The sequence below is a fragment of the Bacillus sp. FSL H8-0545 genome (assembly GCF_038006105.1).
Taxonomy (GTDB): domain Bacteria; phylum Bacillota; class Bacilli; order Bacillales; family Bacillaceae_G; genus Bacillus_A; species Bacillus_A cereus_U.
The window spans coordinates 4,186,989-4,209,782 of the sequence record NZ_JBBOUO010000001.1 but is presented as its reverse complement, the minus strand read 5'-3'; the positions used below and the strand labels follow the sequence as shown (position 1 = coordinate 4,209,782).

Sequence of the window (22,794 nt, the reverse complement as noted above, 5' to 3'; positions counted from 1 at the left end):
CAACCTCTACCTTCGCGGGGGAGGTTATTTTTTTGGAAGGGAGGAAAAAGAGATGAAAATGACAAGTAAAAAGATGAAAGACGAGTTAATGAAGAAATTATCTCGACCAGAATGGGACTTTCATTATGATAGTGAGAAAGAAGTTCTTCGTATTGAACAAATAGACTCGAAAAAAGGTATTAACGTATCACTTCCAGGAGTAGTGGCAAAATGGGAAGTGAACAAAGAAAAAGCGATTGAAGAGGTCGCTTATTACGTACAAGAAGCGCTAATTGCAATGCATAAAGAAGAAAATAGCACGGCGAAAATTTTACCTGTTATTCGCTCTACTTCTTTCCCGAAACAATCAGAAGAAGGAAATCCGTTTCTTATGACGGACCATACGGCGGAAACACGTATTTACTATGCGCTAGATTCTAATAAAACGTATCGATTAATTGATGAGCGCTTATTGCAAAAATTAGAGCTTACAGAGGAACAAGTACGTGAAATGGCATTATTTAATGCTCGCTCATTAGGCTATGAATTTAAGCAGGACACAGTAGCAGGCAATACATTCTACTTTTTAAACACAAATGATGGATACGATGCGAGTCGTATTTTAAATGAATCGTTACTACACTCGATGCGTGAAAAGATCTCTGGTGATATGGTTGTTGCAGTTCCTCACCAAGATGTATTAATTATTGCTGATATCGTCAACGAAATCGGTTATGATATTATTGCACAAATGACAATGAAATTTTTTGCCGAAGGGCATGTTCCGATTACATCACTTTCATTCGTATATGAAGATGGAGACTTCGAACCAATCTTTATTTTAGCGAAGAATCGGAAGAAGACAGATGGAAAAGAGAAAGGATGAACGAAGTGAACGTTTTTTACAACCTTGAAGGAATTGGTGACACTTTAATTGTTACCTTACAAGATATTACTTTAGAAAACCGTACATTTGACCGCAAAGGAGATGTTGCTCGCGTTTATGATCGTGAAAGCAACGTAACAGGAGGATTCAACATCTTTAATGCGTCTTCTTATGTAGAAGTAACAGACAACGGAAACGTTACATTAACGAAAGAGTTTGTTGAAAAAATTAACGACATTTTAGCAAAGAACGGCTTTGAAGAAAAAGTGGAAGCTGATTTCACGCCGAAATTTGTTGTAGGCTATGTAGCTGAAAAAGAGAAGCATCCAAATGCTGATAAATTAAACATCTGTACAGTAGAAATCGGTACAGAAACATTACAAATCGTATGTGGTGCACCAAACGTTGATGCAGGACAAAAAGTTGTCGTTGCGAAAATCGGTGCTGTAATGCCAAGCGGTATGTTAATTAAACCAGCTGAACTTCGCGGTGTTCCTTCTTCTGGAATGATTTGCTCTGCACGTGAATTAGAGCTTCCAGATGCTCCAGAAGAAAAAGGTATTCTTGTATTAGAAGACAGCTTTGAAGTTGGACAAGAATTTAAATTTTAATTGATATTAGAAAAGTAGCCTCGCATACGTGAGGCTACTTTTTTTGTGCGGAATTCCTAGCATTGTAACGTTTCCTCTCAAAATCTATATTGTATTTTAAAAATAGATTAGGTAAAATTTAGAAAAAAGAAAGGGATAGACGTATGAAACAACAACCAAAAATTGCAGAACTTCTGAAACGAATTGAAACTTCAAAACAGCAAGATATCGAGTTAGGTTCCTATGAAATATATTTATTTAGCGAAGATGAATTAGAAAAAGGACAAATCGGTTACCGATATGATAAACATAAAAATTCATTAATAAGTAAAGAAAGTGGAAAATGGCAAGAAGGATGGATTGTTATCGGATATGAAACGGATATGGGAGATCCTGTTTTCGTTAATGTAGCTGAAGATACTTACCCTGTTTATACAGCTGAGCGCGGTACGGAAACGTGGCAACCGATTTATATCGGAAATATGGATGATATTATAAAAATACTATAAGAAAATGCTTTGAGCCCGGTGCAAAGTGATAGGAGAGAAAAATGAAGTATATAAAAATAATGTGCGCTATTGCAGTCATTGGAATATATATGGGAGGTTGTTCACAAGAACAACCGAAAAAAGAAACAACATCTTCTGTACAAGAAAAAAACAACGATAAAAAAGAAGACGCACCGGTAGAAAAGCAGCAAGAAGAACAAGAAAAGAAAGAAGAACCGCAAGCAATTCAAACGAATGAACAAGTTGAACTGAAGCAGGAGGAAGTGTCGGCCAAAGAAAAGACAGAGGAAATCCCGCCGGCACAGACGACTGAACAGCCCGTACAAAATAATGAACAAAAAGTAGAGAGTAATGAGAAACAAGAGAAGTTTCTCGTCGTTATTGATCCGGGGCATCAACAAAAAGCGAATTTAAATTTAGAGCCAATTGGTCCAGGAGCAACTACGCAAAAATATAAAGTAACAGACGGAACAACGGGAGTTGTAACGAAAAAGAGGGAATCAGTTCTTGTATTAGAGATGGCTTTTATATTGAAAGAAAAACTGGAAGCAAAAGGTATACAAGTATTGATGACAAGAACGTCACATGAGGTTGATATAAGTAATAAGGAACGAGCGGCATTCGCGAATGATCATAAGGCGAATTTATTTTTACGTCTTCACGCGGATGGCTCTGAAAATCCAAACCAAAGTGGGTTCGCTGTATTGACGCCAGCAGAAGGAAATCAATATACGAAAGAAATCTATGCTGAAAGTCTTCAAGTCTCTCAAACAATTGTAAACAAAATGAGGGGAAATCATCAGGTGAAAGTAAATGGAATTAAATTTCGAGATGACCTTTCTGGATTTAATTGGTCGAAAGTACCTGGAGTACTATTAGAACTCGGATTTATGTCAAACCCAGAAGAAGACAAAAAATTATCAGACCCACAGTATGTAAATTCTTTATTACAAAGCGTGACGGATAGTGTAGATGAATATCGGAAAAATAAAGCTTAAATTGCAGTCTTATATGGAAGGCTGCTTTTTTCTATATACAAAACACTCGTAAATTAGAATATTATGGATAAAGTTAATATGCTTAATTTTACCTGCACTTTTTGCCGAATGCTGATACAATAAAGGTTGTTACTATTTAGTAGAAAGAGTGGTAAGCATGTTAGATTGGATGAAAAAGCTGTTTAACAAAGAGGAAGAAAAAACAGCGATGAATAAAGAAGTACCAAAGCAAATTGTAAGTCAGCCGAAAATTCCTCGTGTAAACCACTACACTGAAGCAAGAGAAGCACAAATGGCAAGTCGGAATGCAGGGAAATGTCGTTTTCCACTAATACCAGATAATGGCTTCGATGAGGAGGATGTAAGAGAACTGCCTAACTTTGAAGAACAACCTATTCAAAGAGGAACATATGAAGAACAGCCTACTCAAAGAGGAACAAAAGTGGAAAGAAGCAGACGACCGTATGTGGAAACAGAAGCACCTACATATGAGGAACCGGAATTGCAATATGAACCGGAACCAGAGCCTGTCGTAAAAAAAGCATTCGTACCGTCGCAAGAAAGTAACCGTAGACCATTTCGTCCAACAGAAATGATTTCTCCAATTTATGGATATAACCGTCCTTCAGTAGAAACGAAGGTTGTGCAGGAGGAAGAAAAGGAAAGAGAAGATCTTGAAATATCTGTTGAAGGAAAAGCTGTTGTTGACGCATGGTTAGAGAAAAAAGGATATACATTATCTGACTTTTCGGAAGTTCTACAAGGGAGTTCATCTGTTAAGAACGAACGAAGTAATAAAGTAGAAGAAAAATCGGTTGTGGATGCATGGTTAGAGAAAAACGGTTACGAAGTTGAACGTCAAGCCCCTTCATTAGAAGAAAGCCTAAGTGATGATTTGCTTCATAAAACAGTAGGACAGCATGTGGAAGAAGAGGCTACAATTGTACAAGCCTTGAAGCAGGAGCAAGATGTAGTGGCGTTATCATCTACAGAAGATAACGAAGAAACTTTACAAGAAGAGTCAATAGATTCTAAAGTAGAGCATGTGTATTCGATATTAACAGAAGAAAATGAATGTAATACAGAAATAGAAGAAACTGTTGCTGAAGTTGCAGCAAATCAAGTCGAAGAAGAAACCTTAGAAGATGTAGTGATTGTAAAAGCAGATGAAAAACTTGAAGAAACAATTACTATAGAAATACCAGATGCTTTTGAAGAAGAATCTAAGGAAGCAGAAGAAATTGTGGGATTAGAGGAATCTAAAGAAGCGGAAGAAGTTGTGGAGTTAGAAGAACCTAAGGAAGCAGAAGAAGTTGCGGAATTAGAAGAACCTAAGGAAGCAGAAGAAGTTGTGGAATTAGAGGGATCTGAGGAAGCAGAAGAAGCTGCGGAGTTAGAAGAATCTGAGGAAGCAGAAGAAGTTGCGGAATTAGAGGAATCTAAAGAAGCGGAAGAAGTTGCGGAATTAGAAGAACCTAAGGAAGCAGAAGAAGTTGTGGAATTAGAGGGATCTGAGGAAGCAGAAGAAGTTGTGGAATTAGAGGAATCTAAAGAAGCGGAAGAAGTTGTGGAGTTAGAAGAACCTAAGGAAGCAGAAGAAGTTGCGGAGTTAGAAGAATCTGAGGAAGCAGAAGAGGTTGTGGAATTAGAAGAATCTGAGGAAGCAGAAGAAGTTGCGGAGTTAGAAGAATCTGAGGAAGCAGAAAAAGCTGTGGAATTAGAGGAATCTAAGGAAATAGAATCAGTTACGGAATTCGCATTAGAGGAAACACCGCAAGAAGAAGTAATTGAAGAAACGATGAATACAGGGTCGTTAGAAAATATAGCAGTTGAAGAGCAACCAGTGATTTCTCAGCAAGAAACAATTGAGTTCATGGAAGAAAGTGAAGTATTCGTACTAGTTTCAGAAGCAGATGAGCAAACGAAGAAAGATGTTCAAAGCTTTGCGAATGTTTTAATTGAAGAAGCTGAAGAAAAGAAACAAGTTGTTGAAGAACAGCCTGCTGCACAAAAAGAAGAGCCGAAACGTGAGAAAAAGCGTCATGTTCCATTTAACGTTGTCATGTTAAAACAAGACAGAAAGAAGTTAATGGAAAGACATGCGGTACGAACGAACGTAACGCAATCTACTGTGGGTGAACGAGTAACGGAAAAACCAATGCAGCAAGTGGTAGTAGAAGCTCAAGTGGAAGAAAAGCCAATGCAGCAAGTGGTAGTAGAAACCCAAGCGGAAGAAAAATCAATGCAGCAAGTGGTAGTAGAAGCTCAAGTGGAAGAGAAACCAATGCAGCAAGTGGTAGTAGAAGCTCAAGTGGAAGAAAAACCAATGCAGCAAGTGGTAGTAGAAGCTCAAGTGGAAGAAAAGCCAATGCAGCAAGTGGTAGTAGAAGCTCAAGTGGAAGAAAAGCCAATGCAGCAAGTGGTAGTGGAACCACAAGTAGAAGAAAAACCGATGCAGCAAGTAGTGGTGGCTGAACAAGTACAAGAGAAAGCATATGTTGTAAATCAAAAAGAGAACGATATGCGCAACGTACTACAAACGCCGCCGAAGTATGAATTTCCGCCATTAACGTTGTTGTCGATTCCACAGCAGGCAGCATTAGATAATACGGAGTGGCTAGAAGAACAGGAAGAATTATTAAATACGACATTTAATAATTTCCATGTTGGAGCACATGTTATTAATGTGTCACAAGGGCCGGCGGTAACTCGTTTTGAAGTACAACCAGACCCAGGTGTGAAAGTAAATAAAATTACAAATTTAAGTGATGATATTAAGTTAAGTTTAGCTGCGAAAGATATTCGAATTGAAGCACCAATTCCAGGGAAGAGTGCAATTGGAATTGAAGTTCCGAATAAGGAAAGTAAGCCAGTATTCCTTCGTGAAATTTTAAGAAGTCCTGTATTTACAAAGAGTGAATCACCGCTTACAGTTGCGCTGGGGCTTGATATTTCAGGTGATCCAATTGTAACGGATATTCGAAAAATGCCACATGGACTTATTGCGGGTGCAACTGGTTCAGGGAAAAGTGTGTGCATTAACGCGATTTTAACGAGCATTTTATATAAAGCGAAGCCGCATGAAGTGAAGTTGATACTAATTGATCCGAAGATGGTCGAGCTTGCACCATACAATTCTGTTCCACATCTTGTAGCACCTGTTATTACTGACGTAAAAGCAGCTACAGCTGCGTTAAAGTGGGCGGTTGAAGAGATGGAACGTCGTTATGAATTGTTTGCTCATGCTGGTGCTCGTGATTTAACTCGTTACAATACGATTGTAAGTGGGAGAGAAATCCCAGGTGAGACATTACCTTATATTGTAATCGTCATTGATGAGTTAGCGGACTTAATGATGGTTGCTCCTGGTGATGTTGAGGAAGCGATTTGTCGTATTGCACAAAAAGCTCGTGCTTGTGGTATTCACTTATTAGTTGCGACGCAGCGTCCATCTGTAGACGTTATTACAGGTTTAATTAAATCAAACATTCCAACGCGTATTGCGTTTACAGTATCATCTCAAGTTGATTCGCGTACGATTATCGATATCGGGGGCGCGGAGAAATTACTTGGCCGTGGTGATATGCTATTTTTAGGAAACGGCACATCTAAACCAGTTCGTGTACAAGGTGTATACGTATCAGATGATGAGATTGAAAGAACAGTTGATCATGTGAAAAAGCAAATGAAGCCAAACTACTTATTTAAGCAAGAGGATTTATTAGCAAAATCAGAGCAGAGTGAGTCTGAAGATGAACTATTTTTTGATGCATGTCAATTTGTTGTAGAGCAAGGGGGAGCGTCCACATCTTCTGTACAGAGAAAATTCCGCATTGGTTATAATCGCGCGGCACGTCTAATTGAAGAGATGGAATCGCAAGGGATTATTTCTGAAGCAAGAGGAACGAAACCGAGAGATGTCCTTATTTCCGAGGATGAATTTGCCGCTATGCAGGAAACGAATGTATAGGAAACGGTTTTGCTGTATACTAAGAGAAAATGTTGGATAGTAAAGTAGGGAGTAAAGCGACATGAAAGAAATTGAATTAAAATTAAAAGGTGAAATAAATCGACTAACAAATAAAACATTTAAATTTGATGAACGTGTTGGAGAAGGCTGGTTCTCTGCCGTTTACTTTTTAAAAACTAGAGAAATCATTGAAGAATTTCGCCCGAAAAGTGTTGTAACAATGCAGTTTTTCCAAAAAGAACATTCAGTTCTTTGCGGAGCAGATGAGGTAATCGCATTGCTACAAACATTCGCCAAAAATCCTGAGAAATTAGAAATTCATTCTTTAAAGGATGGCGATAATATTAGTCCGTTTGAAACAGTTTTAACAATTCATGGTCCTTATGAATACTTCGGCTTTTTAGAAGGTGTAATTGATGGGATTTTAGCTCGTCGTACATCAGTTGCGACAAACGTATATAACGTTGTCCAAGCTGCACGTAGTGTAGATAAAGAAAAACCGGTTATTTTCATGGGAGATCGTGACGATCATTATACTCAACAAGCTGGTGACGGCTATGCGGCATACATCGGAGGTATGAGCGCACAAGCAACGCATGCAATGAATGAATGGTGGGGCAGAAGTGGTATGGGGACGATGCCTCACGCTTTAATTCAAATGTTTAATGGCGATGTTGTTGAAGCAGCAAAGGCATATCATAAAAAATTCCCAGAAGATGAATTAGTCGTACTAATTGATTATAACAATGATGTCATTACAGATGCACTTCGCGTAGCGCGTGAATTTGGATCAACATTAAAAGGTGTACGTGTCGATACGTCTCGTACAATGATTGATCAATACTTCATTCGTCACCCAGAAGTACTTGGAACATTCGATCCACGTGGTGTAAATCCATCACTTGTATTTGCACTTCGTAAGGCTCTTGATGAGGAAGGGTTCCAACATGTAGATATCGTTGTAACTGGTGGGTTTGATGAGAAGCGTATTCGTGAATTTGAAGCTCAAAATGTTCCTGTCGATATATACGGAGTAGGAAGTAGCTTATTAAAAATGAATATTGGTTTTACTGGTGATAACGTAGAATTAAATGGAAAACCAGAAGCAAAAGCTGGTCGTAAATACCGTCCAAATTCACGTCTAGAGAGTGTTCAATTAGAAACAAAAGAAGATATGTAAAAGCGAGAAAAACTGATAGGTGATTGACCCTATCAGTTTTTCTGTTATCATAGTATAGCAGCTTGTTTTTTGCTATAATAAATGTGTTATGGACATAAAAGAAGTACGTACGAGTTTATCACTGATAAGTGAATATAAAAAGAAATTCACTGCATCAGAAATGTATGATGATTACCAAAATAAGAAAAGATTCATATACTGTCTTATAGATAGGCCGTTGTATTAGTTCGAAATGTTGGAGGTTCTTTAAGATGACAGTTTACCATTTTGTAGGAATTAAAGGAACAGGAATGAGTTCATTAGCACAAATTCTTCATGACATGAAGCATACTGTTCAAGGGTCTGATTATGAAAAGCGTTTCTTTACACAAATAGCATTGGAAAAGCGTGGTATTTCCATCCTTCCTTTTGATAAAAATAATATTAAAGAAGGACAAGTGATTATCGCGGGAAACGCATTTCCTGATACGCATGAAGAAATCGTAGCAGCAAAAGAATTAAATATCCCAGTACATCGTTATCATCACTTCTTAGGTGACCTTATGAATCAGTACACAAGTGTTGCAGTAACTGGTGCACATGGAAAAACATCAACTACAGGTTTGTTAGCCCATGTAATGCAAGGCGCACACCCAACATCTTACCTTATTGGAGATGGAACTGGGCATGGGGTAGAAAATAGTAAGTATTTTGTATTTGAAGCTTGTGAGTATCGTCGTCATTTCTTGTCTTACTATCCAGACTATGCAATTATGACAAATATTGATTTCGATCATCCAGATTATTTTTCAGACATCAATGATGTATTTAATGCATTCCAAGAGATGGCATTGCAAGTGAAAAAAGGTATTATTGCATGTGGTGATGATGAAGAACTTCAAAAAATTCAAGCGAAAGTACCTGTTATTTTCTATGGATTTGGAGAAGATAATGATTTCCAAGCACGTAACATTCAAAAGAGAACTGATGGTACTATATTCGATGTATTCGTTCGTAATACGTATTATGACACGTTCAAAATTACAGGATACGGCGATCACAGCGTATTAAATGCATTAGCAGTTATCGCGCTTTGCCATTACGAAGACGTTGATGTAGAAGCGGTTAAACATCAACTAACGACATTTGAAGGTGTTAAACGTCGCTTTAATGAAAAACCGATGGGAGAGCAAGTTATCATTGATGACTATGCACACCATCCGACAGAAATTAATGCAACGATTGAAGCAGCTCGTCAAAAACATCCAGAGCGTGAAGTTGTCGCTGTATTCCAGCCACATACATTCTCACGTACAGAGAAATTTTTAGATGAGTTCGCAGAAAGCCTAAGTAAAGCTGACCAAGTATACTTATGTGATATTTTCGGATCAGCACGTGAAAACAAAGGTGAATTAACAATTGAAGATCTGCAAAAGCGTATTGACGGTGCAGAGCTAATTACAGATACAACAACAGAGGTATTAAAGAAACATAAAAACGGCGTTCTTATTTTCATGGGCGCAGGTGACATCCAAAAATTCGAAGCAGCTTACGTAAAAGAAGTTCAAGTTGCAGAGAAGTAAGAAGAAAGACGCATAGCTATGGCTGTGCGTCTTTTTGTTGTGTTCGATATATTTTAAAAGGCGTTGATATGTTGATATTGCTTATTCTTTTTGTATTGTCGTTTTAATAAAACGATATACAGTGAACTAAAAAATACATATCCGATTAAATAATAGAATGAAAACATATCGAACTGTTTTGTTATCATAATTCGAATGGCGAAAAAAGTAAATGGAAGAGCGATTAACAACCTTGAGCTAACAAAAATCATTGTTTTAAAGTATTTTAATAGATCTGTGTTCCAATGATTTTCTCTAAAGATAAACCAAATGTTGCTTGCAATAAAGGCTAGTAAGAATGGCAAATTAGCTGAAATATTTATAAACCCAAGTGCGATAGGCACTGATAAAGCACCAAGCGGACCGATAGATAGACCGGAATAATATTTAATAAACGTATTTGTAGATTGCTGTGCATCTTGAATAACGTCTGTATATTCTGCTGCAATTTCCTTTGCTAATTCTTTTGGAGGCAGAAATTCTTCAATAACTTGTTGAGGGATCATTGCTGATGATATCCCATCACTTTCTTTACTTAATGCATTTTCGTATAAATCGGATTTGATTTCTAGCGCATGTTGTTCTCTTGTTGATGTAGGCAAGTTCATTAAACCTTTGTGAAGATCCTGTAAGAAAGAAGCGATGAGTTCATTTGAAAAGAATTGTTCCTTGTTCATTTTTTATCCTCTCCTTTAGCTAGTAACATTAGAGCGTGATAAACTGCGTCATAATCATTTAAGCGGCTATGTAAAATTTCTCTCCCTTCATCTGTAATCCGATAGTATTTTCTTTTCGGTCCATCACCGGACTCTTCCCAATAGGAAACAGCCCAATTGTTTTTCGTGATTCGATTTAGTATAGGATAAATCGAACCATTTGGAATATGAAATACAGGGATCTCTTGTAGTGCACTTGTGATTTCATATCCATACATAGGTTGTTTGCTTATTAAAGACAAAATAGCCAGATCAAAAACACCTTTACGTAATTGAATTATAAAATTATCATTTTTTTCCATACTTTAACTATATATGATTCATATCTAGATATCAATCATATATAGTGGTGTTATATTTCTTTCTTTTACAGAAGAAGTAAATATAACACCCGCACAATGTGTAGGAATGATACTAGGTATTACGGGAGTACTATACTCTTCTGGTTTTATTAAGATAAGATCGAAAAAAAGTGTGAATAATTAACATTTTTTACTTTAAAATGTTAGAATAATAAGAAAAAAGGGGGCTAAAAAACATGTTCACACTCCGAGTAGATGACGAAATCGAATTACAACTATTAGAAAAACATCATAAAGAGGAACTATATGAATTAATAGATCAGAACCGTAACCATTTAAGAAAGTGGCTTCCGTGGGTAGATGGGACGAAATCTGCTGATGCGTATAATGAGATTTTTCCGATGTGGTTAAGGAAATTTGCAGAGGGAGATGGGTTTGAGGCTGGTATACGCTATAAAGGAAAGCTTGTTGGGATGGTAGGCATTCATCCGGTGAGCTGGGGTAAGAAAGCTACGAGTCTTGGATATTATCTTGCAGAAGATGCTGGCGGGAAAGGTGTTATGACGCGAAGTGTGAAGAGTGTGCTTCATTATGCATTTGATAATTTAAAGCTGAATAAAATTGAAATTCGTTGCGGTGTTGAAAATGCGAAAAGCCGTGCAATCCCAGAACGTTTAGGATTTAAGTTAGATGGAATTTTACGAGATGAAGAATGGGTGTATGATCATTTTCAGGATATTGCTGTATATAGTTTACTAGCTTCGGAATGGAAGGATATTCGATGAACGAGAAGATTTGTATTATTCCATATGAAAGTCAGTTTCAAGATGAAGTAGTAGATCTCATTGTTCATATTCAGCAAAAAGAATACAATGTCCCAATTACAAAAGAAGAGCAGCCTGACTTACTAGAAATAGAAACGTTCTATCAAAGGGACAACGGAAGCTTTTGGGTAGCAACTTATGATGGTAAAGTAGTTGGAACGGTAGCTTTATTAGATATTGGGAAGCATCAAGTAGCGCTAAGAAAAATGTTCGTGAAGAAAGAGTTCCGCGGGAAAGAATGGGGCGCATCGCATATGCTGCTTCAAAAAGCGATTTCGTGGGCTGATGATAAAAAGTTGAAAGATATTTATTTAGGAACAACAGTAAAATTTTTAGCGGCGCATCGCTTTTATGAGAAGAATGGTTTCCAAAGTGTGAGTATAGAAGAGTTGCCGAAAAGTTTTCCGGTGCTAGAGGTAGATAAGAAATTTTATAGATATATTATTTGAAAAGATCATTCATAAATGATCTTTTTTTATAAACTAAAATGGAAATTATGGTATAATTTGGATTAGGGGTGTGGGTATGAACTTTCCGATTCAAAGAAGTAAGTTAGGAATAATTTTCGTTAGTATAACGTTAGCTTTTATGGTGGTATATCCAATAGTTTTATTTTTTACAAGAAAAGGGGATTGGGCTTCAGCTCTAATTGGGATGGGATTATGTTTTATTGTAAATGTCCCTCTCGTTGGGGAAATGTTCATTAAAAAACATAAAGTAGAAAATGGTATTTTAAAATACGGAATTTTAAATGACGACGTTGTATTAAAAGATATAAGAGTTATTCGTCAAGTTGGAAAATCATTTGAGATTACAACGAATGCATATAAAGTACATATGATTGCGATGCCGCAAAATCCGGATGAATTTTTGGCGCTTATCGCGAAAGAGAATCCATATGTGAAAATAGAAATGGTAGGTAAGAAATGAAATATGTAAAACTTTTGTTTTGTTTGTGCTTTTTGGTTGCACTAGAGTATATATGAAATGGGATCTGCCCTTATATGTCCCAATATTAATAGGTACTATCGCAGTGACGCTTTTATTTTATTTTCATTTTCAGCAAACAAAAAGCGATAAAAGTAGTTCTATATAGTGCAGGGGGATTAGAAATGAAAAAGATCTATATGTTGTTTTTGTTTCTGCTAACTGCATCCATTCTTTTAATAGGATGTAGTGCGAAGAAAGAGAAGTCTGATGTTAGTTTAGAAAAGGCACAAAAAATTGAAATTGAATCGCTTATTGATTCGAGTGATAAAAAAACAATTACCGATAAGAAAGAAATCACAAAGTTGTTTGAATCAATCAAAATGGATGAGTGGGAAATGGAATCGGCTCCTTTAGATACTCCGCAAGGGAAAACGTTTAAAATGTATCAAGAGGATACACCGAAATTATTGGATTCGGGTAAAGATAAAAAAGAGTTACATGAAATTGGTACTATGACAGTATATAAAGATGTTCCTTATGTTGAGGTTGAATTGAAAATTAATAAAATAAAAAATAAAAATAATTTTAAAGTACCAGAAGATGTAGCTAAAAAATTATTAGAGTATTAATGAAAAAGCGCTCGGATAGAATTCCGAGCGCTTTTCATATTATTTTAAGTTCTCTGGGTTTAAAGCTTCTAGTTCAGTTACAACGAAGCGTCCGTCTTTACGGATTAGTACGTCGTCGAAGTAAATTTCGCCGCCGCCGTATTCAGGGCGCTGAATGCATACTAAATCCCAGTGGATGTTAGAGTTATTACCGTTCCATGCATCATCATAAGCTTGTCCAGGTGTGAAGTGGAAGCTGCCATCGATTTTTTCATCGAATAGAATGTCTCCCATTGGATGTAAGATGTATGGGTTTACGCCGATTGCGAACTCACCAACGTAGCGTGCGCCTTCGTCTGTATCGAAGATTTTGTTAATGCGCTCTGAATCGTTTGCAGTTGCGTCAACGATTTGGCCATTCTCAAATTTAAGTTGTACATTTTCAAATGTATAGCCATTGTAAGGTGATGGTGTGTTATAAGAAACTGTACCGTTAACAGAATCGCGAACTGGTGCAGAATATACTTCACCATCTGGAATGTTTAAATGACCTGAGCATTTAATAGCTGGAATGTCTTTAATAGAGAATGTTAAGTCAGTTCCAGGGCCAGTTAAGCGAACCTTATCTGTTTTATTCATTAATGTAACAAGGCTATCCATTGCCTTATCCATTTTACCGTAATCTAAGTTACATACTTCGAAGTAGAAGTCTTCGAAAGCTTCTGTGCTCATTTTAGCAAGCTGTGCCATAGAAGCATTTGGGTAGCGAAGAACAACCCAGCGTGTTTTCGGAACACGGATATCTCTATGAACCTTTTTACCAACTGTTTGGCCGTGAACTTTCATACGTTCACTTGGAACGTCAGCTTGTTCGTTAATGTTATCACCAGAGCGAAGGCCAATGTAAGCATCCATATCTTTCATTAAGCTCGCTTCATATGCAGCGATTTGTTCGAAATGTTCTTCAGTAGCACCCATTAATAAAGAGCGATCTACTTGATGATCTTTTAAAGAAACGAATGGGAAACCACCAGCTGCATATGCTTCTTTTACAAGTGCTGTTACAAGTTCTTTTTGTAAGCCAAAGTTTTCAATTAATACTTTCTCACCTTTTTGTAAGCGGATAGAGTAGTTAATTAAATTGTATGCTAACTTTTCAATACGTGGATCTTTCATATGTAAAGCCTCCCTGCTAATTATGTATCCTTTCCTATTGTAACCTACTTAGTGGAATTTGTTGAATGATTTGTGTTAAAGTTAACGAATAAGTATGAAAATTCTAATGAAAAGATAGGGATTAGAACGAAACGGAAAATGATTGTATAATAAGAGAAAGTATGAAAAAGATAAAGGAAGTGATGAAATGCAAGTTCTTTTATACGTAAGTGCGGCTATTATTGCAGTTGCTTTCGCTGTATTAGTAGTGTATGTATGCAGAACGTTGTTATCGGTTCAGAAGACGTTAGAAAATGTTGCAAGTACGTTAGAAGGTTTAGAAAAGCAAATGCAAGGAATAAGCGTAGAGACGGAGCAATTATTACATAAGACAAATGCGTTAGCTGATGATATTCAACAGAAGTCACAGTCGCTAAATAAAGTAGTAGAAGGTGTAGATGGAATCGGAACGACGATTCACTCTTTAAATACGAAGCTTCGCAATGTTTCAGAGTCTGTTACAGATGAAATTGAAAATAATGCAGATAAAGTAGCACAAGTTGTGCAGTGGAGCAGCGCAGCAATTGAAGTATACAATCATTACCGTGCTACGAGACAAGAGAAAAAGATTGAAAAAGAAGAGCGTAAACTTGAGAAAGCTGAGCAGAAGGCTGAAAAGAGAGAGAAGCGCTCTAGACTTCGCATGAGAGGTGAGTAATGATGAGTATGATGAAGATTGAAACAATTGAAGAACTTGAAGCGTTAGTAGAAAAGAATGAGCCTTACGTTCTTTTTAAACATAGTACGACATGCCCAATTAGTCACGGTGCATATACAGAGTTTCAAGCGTATTGCGGTGAAGAAAGAGAAGTGCCAGCATATTACTTATACGTACAAGATGCGAGAGATGTTTCGAACCATGTTGCAGAGCAGTACAGCATTAAGCATGAATCTCCGCAAGTGCTATACATAAAAGATGGAATGGTAGTATGGCATACATCGCATTGGAATATTAAAAAAGAAGCTTTAGAAGAGAATGTAAAATAGGGGGAGGCAAGCGAAGGGCTTGCTTCTTTTTTATTTTGTTGCCATATATTTAATGGTACACTAGAGATACATTAAAACTAAGTAAATTGACTTTTGAAAGTGGGTTTTAAGCAATGAAGAAAATGGCGTTATGCATCGCAAGCTTAAGTTTATTACTGGGGGCTTGCAGCAATAATACTATTGAGAAGAAAGATGAAGTTGTACAGAAAGATACGAAAGAAAAAAGTATGATTCCAAGAACTGCTGTTTCTAAGGATTACTATAGAACTGTTATTCCTTTAAAAGAACAAAAGGTAATTAATACAGTTAATGTTAAGACTAATTCTAAACTAGATTTAGCAGAATATGAAAATGGTTTAATGGATATTGCTTCAAAACAATTCGATACAGAAAATTACGTATTACAATTAAATCAATATATTCCAGAGAAAACAATTGATGAATTAGTTACGAAACAAGAAGTACCAGTTTTGACTAATATTATAGAACAGGACTACTTCGGCAAACAGAATTCAAATGAACTAAGCTTATCTGGTGTTGTTATTGGTTTATCTATGTCTTCAAGTGTATCTAATGAGGAAGCTATTTCTAAAGGTACTGAAGTTGCTAAGGGGCTTATAGAAGCTATTAATAAAAATGATAAATATAACAAATCTCCAATTACGTTTGCTATATTCAAGCAAGAAAGTACAAGTTCTTTAAAGAATGGTACTTATATTTCAAGCGCTACTGTTCAAAAGAACGAGACTAACCTTGGAAATTGGGATACTATTGATGAAAAATCGTATTCGTATCCTTCTCAAGAATTTGAGGGAGCACAGGGAGAAGATAAGAAAAAGTTAGATAATTTTTCGGAAGCAATAAAGAAATTCTCTCCAGGAGATTATATCCCTGTTAATGCTAAGATTTCTTATAAGCAAAATAAGATGGATAAATTAAAGATGGATCTTGTCGTTAAATATAATGGTAAGTCAGAATTAATGGCACTCTCTCAAATGGCTGCTCAAAGTATGTTAGAACAATTTCCTAAAGATGCTAAAGTTCAATTACAGATAAAGTCCGAGAATAAAATCGAGGTTGTTATTATAAAAGAGAAGAACAGCGATAAACCGTTTGTTTCTTTCCTATAAAATAAAAAAGACAGTTTTTAAGCTGTCTTTTTTATTTTATAAATTTTCCGCAGTTCAATGAGTTTATGAAAGAATTAAAAGCATTCGGAAGTAAATTATAAAAAGATTTCTTAGTCTATGTAGCCCTTGTTACATAATTTTTTACAAAAATTGACCTTTTTTGCATAAAAAATACGAAAATACGAGAAAAGAAGCGAATTTTTTCGAAACTTTTGCGGGAAAATATTGTATGACCCTGCGTTTTTATCGTATCATTAGTAAAAGGAAGAACTCGGGACGATTGTTGGCATCTGCAAATAGAGTTGATGTCTTTTTTTCATTCAAGTGAACCGATACATAAAAATAGATAACATAAATAGAAGGAGTGTGCGAAGAGATGAACATAACAATCTATGATGTAGCGCGCGAAGCAAACGTTTCAATGGCTACCGTATCACGTGTTGTGAACGGTAACCCAAATGTAAAGCCTACAACAAGAAAGAAAGTATTAGAAGCAATTGATCTTTTAGGATACCGCCCAAATGCGGTAGCACGTGGACTAGCAAGTAAGAAGACAACTACAGTGGGTGTTATTATTCCTGATATCTCAAATACGTTTTATGCAGAACTTGCTCGTGGAATTGAAGATATCGCAACAATGTACAAATATAACATCATTTTAAGTAACTCTGACCAAAACAAAGAGAAAGAGTTCCACTTATTAAATACGATGCTTGGGAAACAAGTGGACGGGATTGTTTTCATGGGTGAAGATATTACAGATATTCACGTTGAAGAGTTCAAAAAATCTCCAGTACCAATCGTATTAGCAGCGTCATTTGATGAGCAAAATGAAACGTCATCAGTAAATATTGATTATACACAAGCCGCTTACGATGCAATGAAGCACTTTGTTGAGCAAGGACATAAACGTATCGGTTTCGTCTCTGGTCCTTTCATTGATAAAGCAGGAAGCGCGAAGAAGTTACAAGGTTATAAAAAAGCTTTAGAAGAAGCAGGTATTTCATATGATGAAAATCTTATAATTGATGGAGATTACACATATGATTCAGGTATAGAAGCGTTTGAAAGACTTTGGAGCATGGATGAAAAGCCAACAGCAATCTTCGTATCTTCTGATGAAATGGCACTAGGTGTAATCCACGCAGCACAAGACGCGGGATTAAACGTACCAACTGATATCGAAGTGCTTGGTTTTGACAACACACGTCTTGCATTAATGGTGCGTCCACAGCTTTCAACAGTTGTACAACCAATGTATGATATCGGTGCAGTAGCAATGCGTCTACTAACGAAATACATGAACAAAGAAAAAGTAGAAGATCACTCAGTTATCTTACCTCACCGTATCCAATTTAGAGATTCAACGAAGTAAGAATAAGGGAGCTCACAGCGATAGCTGTGAGCTCTTATTAGTATTCAGGATAGTATTGTTTAACTACTGTATCGACAGTTTCATTTTTCTTAACATGTAAAAATCTTGCGTACAATTCTGTTCCTGTCTCAAATGACGTATCATTTAATTCAAATACATGTAACACTTTTCGAAACTGCCATGTTACTTGCACATCGTACATATTATCGTACGTATCTTCAGACTGTAGAGCTATCTTTTCACCTAGCTCGTGAGCTTCCTCTAAAGTGTTCGCCTTAACGAGAATGATACTTTCTTCAAAAAGTGTATCGTGATTCTCTTCATAATGTTCATCAATTTTACTAGGATTAGGTTCACCTGAATGAACAGATTCAAATAATAATTTTACAGCGTACATATGAGATCAATCTCCTTATGCTGAATGTTTTACTTTATAAACAATACTCGCGATAAGTGAAGCCGGTATTGTAAATACGTTGCTTTGATAATGGTAATGTATTTGGGATTCTGCATAAGACATTCGCTACAGTTGGGGTTATTCCTTGTTATATGTCACACAAGTGCAAATTTAACTATTATAGGGCAATGTCATGTATAATAGAAAGAAAAGACTTGTGAGGGGGGAGAAGAGATGATCGTTCTTTGGATAATTACGCTTTGCATGACTGCTATTTTTGCATATATGACGTTAAAACAAAATGGCTTAAAGCGATTTGTTCCAGGAAGTATTCTTGCAGGAATCGCCCTTATCACGTATGTAGTTTCAATTTTTACTGAAAGTATTTCGATAGATTTAAGTACGAGTTTAATGTTTATCGGTATTACACTATTTGCAGGTAGCATTATGGTACTTATGGTTGCAGGTATTATTGCATTTATTCATATGAATTCGGAAACGTTATAGCATATAAAAAAGGCATATCCCGAGAGGGGCATGCCTTTTGTCCGTTCAATTATGCTCTATCTTTAGAAGAGTTTTGTTGTTTTAGTAAGTCGCGAATTTCGCCAAGAAGAACTTCTTCTTTTGTTGCTTTTTCTTCTTTCTTTTCTTCTTCTCTTTTAGATGTTAGCTTGTTGAAAACTTTAACAAACATAAAGATAGCAGCTGCAATAATTAAGAAATCAAAAATAGTTTGGATGAAGTTACCATACATAATAGATGATTTACCGAATGTAAGTTTTAAATCTGTAAAGTTAACGCCGCCCAGTACCATACCAAGTAATGGTGTGATGATATCTTTTACTAAAGAACTAACGATTTTACCGAATGCAGCACCGATTACAACCCCGACAGCTAAATCGATTACATTCCCTTTGAACGCGAATTTTTTAAACTCGTTCCACATGTGTCAATCCCACCCTTTCCACGATTCATTATGAAATTTATAATTCCTATCAACATATTCTATAGAAATTTGTGATAGAAATAAAGAGGAAATGGGAATGAAAGTAAATTCTGAAAAATGTATCCGTTTTAATTTTTGCTTACAGCTTGTAGTAGAGATTGGAGCATTTGTTGAGATTTTAATCCTTCTAATCCATCTACAATAGGCTTTGTATCACCTTGTACACATTCGATAAAATGATGAACAGCATCTTCAAATCCGCGCTGCTTTAACGTTGTCTCCCATGATGGTGAACCACTTTGTGAAACGGAGTTTTCTTGCTCCACTTCAAATGTGTTCATATTTTTTACGCGAATGATTTTACCTGTCGTTACAAGTTCAATTTGTTCTAAATTTGTACCAGCATGGCGATGCATCGCCGTAGAAAGTAATAGTCCATTTGAAGTTGTATATGTATGATGTCCGTAAAGAAGTTCGTTCTTTTCATTGATTTGCATCATATTGTGAACGACGTTAAGGTCATCGTTAGCTAACCAGCGAGCAGTATCTACAATATGTAAGTAATCATCTAACATAGTAAAGTCATACGTATATGGCCCCACCTTATTTGTGCGGTGCTTTTCAATTCGAATCCATGAAATATCATTAGCTTGCTCTTTGGCAGTAACATACATAGGAACGAAACGGCGATTAAATCCTACCATTAACTTTCGATTATACTTTTCACTCATTTCAACTAATTTTTCAGCCTGTTCCACTGTAGCTGCTAACGGTTTATCAACATAAACATCGATTCCCTTTTGGAGAAGTTCAGAAACGATCTCATAATGTGTTGCAGTTGAACTATGAACGAAAGCCGCATCACATTCTGAAGCGAGTACCTGAAGGTTAGCAAAATCTTGAATACGATATTGCTCGCAAATTTGTTTTCTTTTATTAACATTAGGTGTAAACGCTCCCACAAAAGTCCAATCGGTTTCCTTTGTCAGTGTTGGAAGGTAAGCCTTTTGTGCAATACTACCTAATCCAATCATTCCAATACGAGGTTTGCTCATGTTTTTTTCCCCCCTATTATAAATATATAAGTTGTCTAGCTGTATAGCTATGTGACGAAATAACTGTAGCATAGACTGGGGAGAATGGCAAAAAATAGATTTGAAAATGATACGTTTTTTATAGGAAATGAGCTTTTATTTATTTGTCGCTAATAAAATATTCTCTATCTCTTCAAAGTTATGAGCACGGGCGTGTTGTAGCGGAGTAATACCATCATTGTCGGGAATATTTACATCAGCACCATGTTCAATAAGAAGTTGAATGACTTGTTGCTGTGTTTCATCTCCGTTGCTTAGTACGATGGCCTCCATTAAAGCTGTCCATCCGAGGTTATTTACATGGTTTACATCGATATTTGTTCGAGTGAGGAGTTCTTTTATTACATCGAGATAACCATGCTCTGAGGCTGGAATAAGAGCCGTTCCGCCGTAACGATTCGTCAGAGCTGGATCTGCACCAGCATCAATCGTTAGTTTTAAAATGTCTAAGTAACCTTCTGCACCGGCGTATAGAAATGGATTGTTTTTCATATCATCTTGGATATTTACGTCAGCACCAGCGTCGATAAGAGCTTTGGCAGTTTTTACATCATTCTTGTATGTAGCAATCATAAGAGGAGTACGTCCTTTACCGTCAGTTATATTTATATTTGCCCCTTTTTTTAGTAATGCTATAACAGTGTTAGTTTCTTTTTTCTCAGTAGCTGATAGTAATGCTGTCCCCATGTTTGTCATCTCCTTTTTTACTTCTTGTTCTTGCGAGCATCCTTGTAAAAAAATTACGCAACATATCATGCTTAATGTTTTTTTGAACATGGAATTTCAACCTCCTTTTGTAAGCAATTCGGTATCCTAATTTAAACTGTAAAATAGGAACATTAAATTTTTATAAACTGGTGCTAAAATTACTATAAAATCGCTTGAGTATTTGAACATATATTTTTATGCTTATGAGTAATAAGGATAGATAAAGTGAAACTTTAATCAATGGGGGGGCATCCCCCACTGATTATTAGTTGAACCAATCGGGCGTTTACGGGCAGTTGATCTTCCACCTAACTTCTTTGCTCCAGGCGAATTTTGAGGTGGGAGTCTTACTGCCCACAAATAGCGGGGTAAAGTGAGGATTTTAATTATGTCTATTAAAACAAGATTTTTATTTTCTTATATCGCTGTTATTCTCGTTTCCATTACGCTTATATTAGTTACGGGATTTTTAATTGTTTTTTCGATAACTGGTGATTTAGAATCAGTGAAAAATTTCTACAAAAGTTCTTATATTCAAAAGCCACTGACGGCAGAAGAAGAAAATATTTTTCTTGAATTGAAATCGGAGGCTAAACAGAATCAATCGCAATTGTTAGATGAATCGTTCATGTCATCGATCGAAGAGGAGGATGTGAAAATAGTTGTAAGGAAAGGAGAAGCAATTTCATATGCTTCAAAAGTATTTGAAAGCGTAGCTTTAAAAGAAGCTCTTCCAAAGTTTGAAAAGACAAATATCAATAGTCGTGGAACAACGGAACTAAATGGTACATTTTATCGATATGTAAAATTTGATTTTTATTTTCCAGAGAATGAAGAAGGGAGTATATTTGTACTAAAAAAGCAAAGTTCGTTCGTAGATCTTACACAAAAATTATTTCCAATTTTGTTCGTATCGCTCTTACTTTTAGCCATTTTACTTATTGGACTATTAAGTTACTTCGTTTCAAGAAGTGTTATAAAACCAATTTTTGTATTGAAAGATGCGACTGAGAGAATTAAAGAAGGAAATTTAGATTTTCAAATTCCAGCTACATCGCATGATGAAATAGGACAGTTAAACCAAGGATTTGAGGAAATGAGGAAGAAGTTAAAAGGGTCGATTGAGATGCAAACGCAATATGAAGAAAATCGAAAAGAACTTATTTCAAACATCTCTCACGATTTAAAAACACCAATTACATCTATTATAGGCTATGTGGAAGGAATAAAAGATGGGATAGCAAATACGCCGGAAAAAATGGATAAATATTTAACAACCATTCATACGAAAGCAAAACATATGGACACACTCATTGATGAACTCTTTTTGTTTTCGAAGCTCGATTTGAACCGAGTTCCATTTCAGTTTGAAACGATAGAGTTAAATATGTTTATGCAAGATTTAATAGAAGAGATGCAGATGGATTTAAGTGAAGAAGGTATATCTGTATACTTACAATTACAGCATGTATCACCACTATATGTAATAGCGGATCGTGAAAAAATAAAGAGAGTTATATCGAATTTAATTCATAATAGTGTGAAGTACATGGATAAAGGTGAGAAAAAAATTACCGTTACAGCATCAAGTAATGAAAACAAAGTTATCGTGAAGGTAAAGGATAATGGATCAGGAATAGAATCTGATACACTTCCATATATTTTTGAGCGTTTTTATCGTGCAGAGCAATCACGAAATTCTAGCACAGGTGGAAGTGGACTTGGTTTAGCGATAGCGAAGCAAATTGTTGAAGAACATGGTGGGGAAATTTGGGCGGAAAGTAAGCTTGGAGAAAGCACAAGTATTTTCTTCTCGCTGCAAAAAGTACAGGAATGTGGTGAATGA

The 22,794-nt window shown here is 36.2% G+C and carries 24 protein-coding genes and 2 pseudogenes; 18 read left to right on the top strand and 8 right to left on the bottom strand.

The window, feature by feature from the left end:
- Positions 1-52 precede the first annotated feature (52 nt).
- From MHI07_RS22055 to murC, 7 genes are all read left to right on the top strand, one after another.
- Complete coding sequence (locus tag MHI07_RS22055) at positions 53-865, top strand: DUF1444 domain-containing protein (protein ID WP_002112329.1); 813 nt, start codon at positions 53-55, stop codon at positions 863-865.
- Complete coding sequence (gene ytpR, locus MHI07_RS22050; protein ID WP_002112328.1) at positions 862-1,476, top strand: YtpR family tRNA-binding protein; 615 nt, start codon at positions 862-864, stop codon at positions 1,474-1,476. The genes MHI07_RS22055 and ytpR overlap by 4 nt, the downstream gene beginning before the upstream one ends.
- A 143-nt stretch (positions 1,477-1,619) precedes the next feature.
- The gene (locus MHI07_RS22045; RefSeq protein ID WP_070140008.1) at positions 1,620-1,964 is read left to right on the top strand and encodes a thiamine transporter; all 345 of its coding nucleotides are present in this window, start codon (positions 1,620-1,622) and stop codon (positions 1,962-1,964) included.
- 41 nt (positions 1,965-2,005) lie between these two features.
- Entirely contained in the window at positions 2,006-2,962 is a 957-nt protein-coding gene (locus MHI07_RS22040) for an N-acetylmuramoyl-L-alanine amidase (RefSeq protein ID WP_070140007.1), read from the top strand.
- Between the two features lie 157 nt (positions 2,963-3,119).
- Positions 3,120-6,932 carry a DNA translocase FtsK gene (locus MHI07_RS22035; RefSeq protein WP_340826302.1) on the top strand — a complete coding sequence of 1,271 codons (3,813 nt, stop codon included), beginning with the start codon at positions 3,120-3,122 and terminating at the stop codon, positions 6,930-6,932.
- A 61-nt stretch (positions 6,933-6,993) separates the two neighbouring features.
- Positions 6,994-8,112, top strand: a complete 1,119-nt coding sequence (locus tag MHI07_RS22030; RefSeq protein ID WP_340826299.1) for a nicotinate phosphoribosyltransferase — start codon at positions 6,994-6,996, stop codon at positions 8,110-8,112.
- A 251-nt stretch (positions 8,113-8,363) separates the two neighbouring features.
- Positions 8,364-9,674, top strand: a complete 1,311-nt coding sequence (gene murC, locus MHI07_RS22025) for a UDP-N-acetylmuramate--L-alanine ligase (protein ID WP_002112319.1) — start codon at positions 8,364-8,366, stop codon at positions 9,672-9,674.
- Between the two features lie 53 nt (positions 9,675-9,727).
- Here the strand turns inward: murC and MHI07_RS22020 are convergent, their stop codons facing one another.
- On the bottom strand, positions 9,728-10,390 hold the full coding sequence (locus MHI07_RS22020) for an HAAS signaling domain-containing protein (RefSeq protein ID WP_078175095.1): 663 nt from the start codon (positions 10,388-10,390) through the stop codon (positions 9,728-9,730).
- Positions 10,387-10,731 carry a PadR family transcriptional regulator gene (locus MHI07_RS22015; RefSeq protein ID WP_340826295.1) on the bottom strand — a complete coding sequence of 115 codons (345 nt, stop codon included), beginning with the start codon at positions 10,729-10,731 and terminating at the stop codon, positions 10,387-10,389. Before MHI07_RS22015 ends, MHI07_RS22020 begins: the two co-directional genes overlap by 4 nt.
- Before the next feature lie 67 nt (positions 10,732-10,798).
- On the opposite strand from MHI07_RS22015, the pseudogene MHI07_RS22010 reads away from it, so the two are divergent.
- The 5 genes and pseudogenes from MHI07_RS22010 to MHI07_RS21990 all read left to right on the top strand — a co-directional run.
- Positions 10,799-10,915: pseudogene (locus MHI07_RS22010) on the top strand (EamA/RhaT family transporter); the annotation flags it as partial.
- A 52-nt stretch (positions 10,916-10,967) separates the two neighbouring features.
- The gene (locus MHI07_RS22005) at positions 10,968-11,516 is read left to right on the top strand and encodes a GNAT family N-acetyltransferase (RefSeq protein WP_002160201.1); all 549 of its coding nucleotides are present in this window, start codon (positions 10,968-10,970) and stop codon (positions 11,514-11,516) included.
- Positions 11,513-12,004 carry a GNAT family N-acetyltransferase gene (locus MHI07_RS22000; RefSeq protein ID WP_199708926.1) on the top strand — a complete coding sequence of 164 codons (492 nt, stop codon included), beginning with the start codon at positions 11,513-11,515 and terminating at the stop codon, positions 12,002-12,004. Before MHI07_RS22005 ends, MHI07_RS22000 begins: the two co-directional genes overlap by 4 nt.
- A gap of 76 nt (positions 12,005-12,080) precedes the next feature.
- Positions 12,081-12,485: a PH domain-containing protein gene (locus MHI07_RS21995; protein ID WP_340826289.1), complete on the top strand. Its 405-nt coding sequence runs from the start codon at positions 12,081-12,083 to the stop codon at positions 12,483-12,485.
- A gap of 182 nt (positions 12,486-12,667) precedes the next feature.
- The gene (locus MHI07_RS21990) at positions 12,668-13,114 is read left to right on the top strand and encodes a hypothetical protein (protein WP_340826287.1); all 447 of its coding nucleotides are present in this window, start codon (positions 12,668-12,670) and stop codon (positions 13,112-13,114) included.
- A 39-nt stretch (positions 13,115-13,153) separates the two neighbouring features.
- Here MHI07_RS21990 and MHI07_RS21985 read toward each other — a convergent pair whose 3' ends face one another.
- Positions 13,154-14,269 (bottom strand): aminopeptidase, encoded by a 1,116-nt coding sequence (locus MHI07_RS21985; RefSeq protein WP_340826285.1) that lies wholly within the window; start codon positions 14,267-14,269, stop codon positions 13,154-13,156.
- Positions 14,270-14,456: 187 nt separating this feature from the next.
- On the opposite strand from MHI07_RS21985, the gene MHI07_RS21980 reads away from it, so the two are divergent.
- The 4 genes from MHI07_RS21980 to ccpA all read left to right on the top strand — a co-directional run bounded on the left by MHI07_RS21980 (position 14,457) and on the right by ccpA (position 17,800).
- A complete protein-coding gene (locus MHI07_RS21980) occupies positions 14,457-14,966 on the top strand; it encodes a DUF948 domain-containing protein (RefSeq protein WP_001197724.1) in 510 nt (169 codons plus the stop codon).
- Positions 14,967-14,968: 2 nt separating this feature from the next.
- Entirely contained in the window at positions 14,969-15,295 is a 327-nt protein-coding gene (ytxJ, locus tag MHI07_RS21975) for a bacillithiol system redox-active protein YtxJ (protein ID WP_002145356.1), read from the top strand.
- 113 nt (positions 15,296-15,408) lie between these two features.
- The gene (locus tag MHI07_RS21970) at positions 15,409-16,425 is read left to right on the top strand and encodes a CamS family sex pheromone protein (RefSeq protein ID WP_340826281.1); all 1,017 of its coding nucleotides are present in this window, start codon (positions 15,409-15,411) and stop codon (positions 16,423-16,425) included.
- A 376-nt stretch (positions 16,426-16,801) separates the two neighbouring features.
- On the top strand, positions 16,802-17,800 hold the full coding sequence (ccpA, locus tag MHI07_RS21965; RefSeq protein WP_002160207.1) for a catabolite control protein A: 999 nt from the start codon (positions 16,802-16,804) through the stop codon (positions 17,798-17,800).
- A 37-nt stretch (positions 17,801-17,837) separates the two neighbouring features.
- Here the strand turns inward: ccpA and MHI07_RS21960 are convergent, their stop codons facing one another.
- Together MHI07_RS21960 and MHI07_RS21955 are read right to left on the bottom strand one after the other, a co-directional pair.
- Positions 17,838-18,197 carry a DUF4288 domain-containing protein gene (locus tag MHI07_RS21960; RefSeq protein WP_098988711.1) on the bottom strand — a complete coding sequence of 120 codons (360 nt, stop codon included), beginning with the start codon at positions 18,195-18,197 and terminating at the stop codon, positions 17,838-17,840.
- Positions 18,198-18,212: 15 nt separating this feature from the next.
- Positions 18,213-18,320: pseudogene (locus tag MHI07_RS21955) on the bottom strand (DUF3949 domain-containing protein); the annotation flags it as partial.
- Between the two features lie 111 nt (positions 18,321-18,431).
- Between MHI07_RS21955 and MHI07_RS21950 the strand changes: the two are divergent.
- Positions 18,432-18,704, top strand: coding sequence for a DUF3917 domain-containing protein (locus MHI07_RS21950; RefSeq protein WP_002199128.1), 273 nt, complete (start codon positions 18,432-18,434; stop codon positions 18,702-18,704).
- Positions 18,705-18,753: 49 nt separating this feature from the next.
- Here the strand turns inward: MHI07_RS21950 and mscL are convergent, their stop codons facing one another.
- The 3 genes from mscL to MHI07_RS21935 all read right to left on the bottom strand — a co-directional run bounded on the left by mscL (position 18,754) and on the right by MHI07_RS21935 (position 21,017).
- The gene (gene mscL / locus MHI07_RS21945) at positions 18,754-19,146 is read right to left on the bottom strand and encodes a large conductance mechanosensitive channel protein MscL (RefSeq protein WP_215579860.1); all 393 of its coding nucleotides are present in this window, start codon (positions 19,144-19,146) and stop codon (positions 18,754-18,756) included.
- 128 nt (positions 19,147-19,274) lie between these two features.
- On the bottom strand, positions 19,275-20,201 hold the full coding sequence (locus tag MHI07_RS21940) for a Gfo/Idh/MocA family protein (protein ID WP_340826275.1): 927 nt from the start codon (positions 20,199-20,201) through the stop codon (positions 19,275-19,277).
- A gap of 135 nt (positions 20,202-20,336) precedes the next feature.
- Entirely contained in the window at positions 20,337-21,017 is a 681-nt protein-coding gene (locus tag MHI07_RS21935; RefSeq protein ID WP_340826273.1) for an ankyrin repeat domain-containing protein, read from the bottom strand.
- A 319-nt stretch (positions 21,018-21,336) separates the two neighbouring features.
- Between MHI07_RS21935 and MHI07_RS21930 the strand changes: the two genes are divergently transcribed.
- Positions 21,337-22,794, top strand: coding sequence for a sensor histidine kinase (locus tag MHI07_RS21930; protein ID WP_002112299.1), 1,458 nt, complete (start codon positions 21,337-21,339; stop codon positions 22,792-22,794).

Excerpts from the sequence above, each read along its gene's own strand:
- MHI07_RS22005 (WP_002160201.1), top strand. The coding sequence starts at position 10,968 with ATGTTCACACTCCGAGTAGATGACGAAATCGAATTACAACTATTAGAA.
- MHI07_RS21985 (WP_340826285.1), bottom strand. The coding sequence starts at position 14,269 with ATGAAAGATCCACGTATTGAAAAGTTAGCATACAATTTAATTAACTAC.
- MHI07_RS22035 (WP_340826302.1), top strand. The coding sequence starts at position 3,120 with ATGTTAGATTGGATGAAAAAGCTGTTTAACAAAGAGGAAGAAAAAACA.
- MHI07_RS21980 (WP_001197724.1), top strand. The coding sequence starts at position 14,457 with ATGCAAGTTCTTTTATACGTAAGTGCGGCTATTATTGCAGTTGCTTTC.
- MHI07_RS22015 (WP_340826295.1), bottom strand. The coding sequence starts at position 10,731 with ATGGAAAAAAATGATAATTTTATAATTCAATTACGTAAAGGTGTTTTT.
- MHI07_RS21970 (WP_340826281.1), top strand. The coding sequence starts at position 15,409 with ATGAAGAAAATGGCGTTATGCATCGCAAGCTTAAGTTTATTACTGGGG.
- MHI07_RS21960 (WP_098988711.1), bottom strand. The coding sequence starts at position 18,197 with ATGTACGCTGTAAAATTATTATTTGAATCTGTTCATTCAGGTGAACCT.
- MHI07_RS22030 (WP_340826299.1), top strand. The coding sequence starts at position 6,994 with ATGAAAGAAATTGAATTAAAATTAAAAGGTGAAATAAATCGACTAACA.
- MHI07_RS22055 (WP_002112329.1), top strand. The coding sequence starts at position 53 with ATGAAAATGACAAGTAAAAAGATGAAAGACGAGTTAATGAAGAAATTA.
- MHI07_RS22000 (WP_199708926.1), top strand. The coding sequence starts at position 11,513 with ATGAACGAGAAGATTTGTATTATTCCATATGAAAGTCAGTTTCAAGAT.
- MHI07_RS21995 (WP_340826289.1), top strand. The coding sequence starts at position 12,081 with ATGAACTTTCCGATTCAAAGAAGTAAGTTAGGAATAATTTTCGTTAGT.
- ytpR (WP_002112328.1), top strand. The coding sequence starts at position 862 with ATGAACGAAGTGAACGTTTTTTACAACCTTGAAGGAATTGGTGACACT.
- MHI07_RS21935 (WP_340826273.1), bottom strand. The coding sequence starts at position 21,017 with ATGTTCAAAAAAACATTAAGCATGATATGTTGCGTAATTTTTTTACAA.
- MHI07_RS21940 (WP_340826275.1), bottom strand. The coding sequence starts at position 20,201 with ATGAGCAAACCTCGTATTGGAATGATTGGATTAGGTAGTATTGCACAA.
- MHI07_RS21930 (WP_002112299.1), top strand. The coding sequence starts at position 21,337 with ATGTCTATTAAAACAAGATTTTTATTTTCTTATATCGCTGTTATTCTC.
- MHI07_RS22045 (WP_070140008.1), top strand. The coding sequence starts at position 1,620 with ATGAAACAACAACCAAAAATTGCAGAACTTCTGAAACGAATTGAAACT.
- MHI07_RS22040 (WP_070140007.1), top strand. The coding sequence starts at position 2,006 with ATGAAGTATATAAAAATAATGTGCGCTATTGCAGTCATTGGAATATAT.
- MHI07_RS21990 (WP_340826287.1), top strand. The coding sequence starts at position 12,668 with ATGAAAAAGATCTATATGTTGTTTTTGTTTCTGCTAACTGCATCCATT.
- murC (WP_002112319.1), top strand. The coding sequence starts at position 8,364 with ATGACAGTTTACCATTTTGTAGGAATTAAAGGAACAGGAATGAGTTCA.
- ytxJ (WP_002145356.1), top strand. The coding sequence starts at position 14,969 with ATGAGTATGATGAAGATTGAAACAATTGAAGAACTTGAAGCGTTAGTA.
- ccpA (WP_002160207.1), top strand. The coding sequence starts at position 16,802 with ATGAACATAACAATCTATGATGTAGCGCGCGAAGCAAACGTTTCAATG.
- MHI07_RS21950 (WP_002199128.1), top strand. The coding sequence starts at position 18,432 with ATGATCGTTCTTTGGATAATTACGCTTTGCATGACTGCTATTTTTGCA.
- mscL (WP_215579860.1), bottom strand. The coding sequence starts at position 19,146 with ATGTGGAACGAGTTTAAAAAATTCGCGTTCAAAGGGAATGTAATCGAT.
- MHI07_RS22020 (WP_078175095.1), bottom strand. The coding sequence starts at position 10,390 with ATGAACAAGGAACAATTCTTTTCAAATGAACTCATCGCTTCTTTCTTA.